The organism is uncultured Leptotrichia sp. (genome assembly GCF_938036635.1).
Lineage (GTDB): Bacteria > Fusobacteriota > Fusobacteriia > Fusobacteriales > Leptotrichiaceae > Leptotrichia > Leptotrichia hongkongensis.
Genome location: NZ_CALHQO010000258.1, coordinates 1 through 3,370, shown reverse-complemented (window position 1 = coordinate 3,370; position 3,370 = coordinate 1). Strand labels below are relative to the sequence as shown.

The 3,370-nt window shown below is 31.2% G+C and carries 3 protein-coding genes; all 3 read right to left on the bottom strand.

The genetic code is table 11. The features are described from left to right. Positions 1-72: 72 nt before the first annotated feature. The 3 genes from tyrS to uppS all read right to left on the bottom strand — a co-directional run bounded on the left by tyrS (position 73) and on the right by uppS (position 3,218). Positions 73-1,311: a tyrosine--tRNA ligase gene (tyrS, locus tag Q0370_RS05045; protein ID WP_299572941.1), complete on the bottom strand. Its 1,239-nt coding sequence runs from the start codon at positions 1,309-1,311 to the stop codon at positions 73-75. Between the two features lie 172 nt (positions 1,312-1,483). Beyond that, positions 1,484-2,410 carry a phosphatidate cytidylyltransferase gene (locus tag Q0370_RS05040; protein ID WP_299572938.1) on the bottom strand — a complete coding sequence of 309 codons (927 nt, stop codon included), beginning with the start codon at positions 2,408-2,410 and terminating at the stop codon, positions 1,484-1,486. After that, positions 2,400-3,218, bottom strand: coding sequence for a polyprenyl diphosphate synthase (gene uppS / locus Q0370_RS05035; RefSeq protein WP_299572935.1), 819 nt, complete (start codon positions 3,216-3,218; stop codon positions 2,400-2,402). Before uppS ends, Q0370_RS05040 begins: the two co-directional genes overlap by 11 nt. Positions 3,219-3,370: the final 152 nt, after the last annotated feature.

The window sequence follows — 3,370 nt, the reverse complement described above, 5'->3', positions numbered from 1 at the left end:
ATTTATTAAAAAAAAACTCTACATAAGAAAAAATAATTCCTAAATAGAGATTTTTTTATTTGTTAAATTTTACTATTTCACTTTCACAATTTTCTTTTTCCCAGCCCTAATGATCATTCCGCTTTCGACATTTACACTTGCCTTAATATCTTTTATCGCCTCGTCATTTATTTTGAATCCGCCTTGTGAGATTAGTCTTCTTGCTTCACTTGTTCCTCCAAGTAGTTTTGCTTCTTTTACAAGCAAGTCAATTACATTAATTTCTCCATAAGGAACTTCCACTTCTGGTAAATCTACATCAAGATTTCTTTTACTGAATACGTTTTCAAACCAGTCTCTTGCTTCCTTAGCCGCTTCTTCACCGTAGTAAATTTTCACAACTTCAGCTCCTAATTGTTTTTTAGCTTCCATTGGATGTAAACTTCCATCTGCAATTTGAGCCTTGATTTCTTCAATTTTTTCAAAAGGAACATCTGTTATCATTGTATAGTAATTTTCCATTAATTCGTCTGAAATTGACATAACTTTACCAAACATATCATTTGGGGTATCTTTTACACCAATGTAGTTTCCAAGTGATTTAGACATTTTTTCCACTCCATCAAGACCTACCAGAATTGGCATTATCATACAAACTTGCTGCTCCTGTCCAAAGTTTTTCTGTAAATCTCTTCCTCTTAGCAAATTAAATTTTTGTTCTGTTGCTCCCAATTCCACATCAGCCTTCAGTTCAACTGAATCATATCCTTGTAAAATCGGATACATAAACTCAATTAGTGAAACTGGTTTATTTTCAGCCAGTCTTTTTGAAAAATCCTCTCTCGAAATCATTTGCGATACAGTGAACTGCGATAATAAGTTCAACGCATCCGAAAGTGATAATTTTTCCAGCCAGTCAGCATTATAAACAACTTTTATTTTATCCAAGTCCAATATCAATTTTACTTGATCCAAATATGTTTTTATATTTTCATTTACTTGTTCCTCTGACAACATCTTTCTAGTTTCAGATTTTCCTGTTGGATCTCCAATTCTCCCTGTAAAAGTCCCAATCAAAAACAGCACCTCATGCCCCAAATCCTGAAACTGCTTCAGTTTTCTTAAAGGCACAGCGTGTCCTAAATGCAGCTCTGAACCTGTCGGATCAATCCCCAATTTAATCCGTAGCGGAGTATTAGTTGAAATTGATTTTTCCAACTTTTTCTTAAATTCATTCTCATTAATTATTTCATCGCACCCACGGCTCAAAATATTAAATTGTCTTTCTACTTCGTTTTTTACTTCTATTTCATTATTTCTATCTATACTCATTCTTATTTTTTCTCCTTCTTCTGTTTTATTTTTTTATTTATTTTTTCTTTTTATTAAATGCAAAGGGAAACAATCACCACCCCTTGCAATCACGACATTTTTAATTTAACTACAAAAATTAACATAAATATCAAGTAAAATAACAACTGATTTCACTTGCTCTAAAAGGCTTTTATAAATATGCTACATACTTCATAAAATAATATACGATTGGCAATACGAACAACGCACTGTCAAATCTATCTAAAAATCCACCATGTCCCAAAAGCAGATTTCCAGAATCTTTTACTTCCAACTCTCTTTTTATCTTGGATTCTACCAAATCTCCCAGTTCGGCAAAGATTCCTATTGCAAGTGCAAGGATAAAGGCTTTTAATCCTCCTATAGCAACATAATCGTAATTTACAGAACAGTTTTTTGATAAAAATGTAATTCCACATACGAAATTAGCTATAAATAAATAAATTTTATCAAAAGATAGGATTACTATAAATACTGCTAGAATCCCTGCAATTGCACCTTCAATTGATTTTTTTGGACTGATTTTTGGAGCTAATCTATGTTTGAATATTTTCCCACCAATTGCCATTCCTACAAGATAGGCAAAAATATCGCATGCCCAAATCAGCATAAATGTCATCACAACTAGAATATTTCCATTTGGAAATTCATATTTTATCAGCAAAATATGTGAAAATAAATATGATACATAAATTATTCCAAATAAAGTATATGAAATTTCTGCCATTGCATTTTGAATTTTTACTTTCAAAACCTGCCTTAAAGACAGAAGAATTATTGCAAATACAATAAATCCACCCATATCAAAGTTAATTTGCTTAAAAAGTGCAAATCTAAAATATGAAAAAATATTTTTGGAATTTTCCTGAAAATATATTGCAACTGGTAAAAACAATCCAAGTCCCATTCCAATCCTGCTTGCTACCTCAAATCCCTTATCCTTTAGCATTTTATAAAATTCAAACAGCGACATTCCAGTTATTACAAGTGTAAATACTAGAAACATCACATTTCCCTTTAAAAATATCCATAAAAGGAAAGGTACAAATAACAAAATAATAAATAATCTACTTAACATTCAGTCCTCCGTATCTTCTATCCCTTTTATTAAAGGATAAAATCGCTTTATCTAGTTCTTTTTCATCAAAGTCAGGCCAGTAAACATCTGTTATGTAAAACTCTGAATAGGCAATTTCCCAAAGCAAAAAATTACTTATTCTAAATTCTCCGCTTGTTCTGATTACAAGTTCTGGATCTGGAATTTCTGGACGGTACATAAATTTAGAAAATTCTTCTTCTGTAATTTTTATATTTTCCGAACTTTTCTTTTTATCTACAAACTCATTTACTACTTTCTCTGTAACATTCAGTCCATTATTTTCATTATTAAACTGCTCTTTTATTATTTCACTTAATTGATTCAAATGTTTAGTTTCCAAAACTTTGTTCACAGCATCAACAATCTCTCTACGTCCACCATAATTAAACGCTATATTAAAAACAATATTCTCACAATCCGCCAAATAATTTTCAGTTTCCTCAATCTTCTTTAGTAATTTTTGTGAAATATTTTCCTTTGCTCCTGTAACAAGCAATTTTACACCTTGTTTTTTTAAGTTTTTCTTCTCTTTATCCAAATACTTCGCAAATAAGTCCATAAGCCCATTTACTTCCTTTTCAGGTCTCTTCCAGTTTTCAGTCGAAAATGCATACACAGTCAAATATTCCACACCAATGTTCCCAGCATACTTTAAAATCTTCTCAAGACTGCTAGCCCCAGCCCTATGCCCTTCTAGCCGAATCTTTCCACGCTCCTTAGCCCAACGTCCATTTCCATCCATAATAATGGCAATGTGCCTAGGAATCACCAATTCATCTCTATCCATATTATTCCTTTCAAGAATAAAAATATTATTGCTATAATTATAACAGCCAAATCATTATTTTTCAAGGTGTTTGTAAAATTATTACATAAAAAAGAAGCAGAATTTTCAAAATTCTACCTCTAACCATAATAAGCCTTTATAAAATAAAAATT

What these genes read in the sequence shown, in the direction of transcription:
- uppS (WP_299572935.1), bottom strand. Translation starts at nt 3,218, where the DNA reads ATGGATAGAGATGAATTGGTGATTCCTAGGCACATTGCCATTATTATG.
- tyrS (WP_299572941.1), bottom strand. Translation starts at nt 1,311, where the DNA reads ATGAGTATAGATAGAAATAATGAAATAGAAGTAAAAAACGAAGTAGAA.
- Q0370_RS05040 (WP_299572938.1), bottom strand. Translation starts at nt 2,410, where the DNA reads ATGTTAAGTAGATTATTTATTATTTTGTTATTTGTACCTTTCCTTTTA.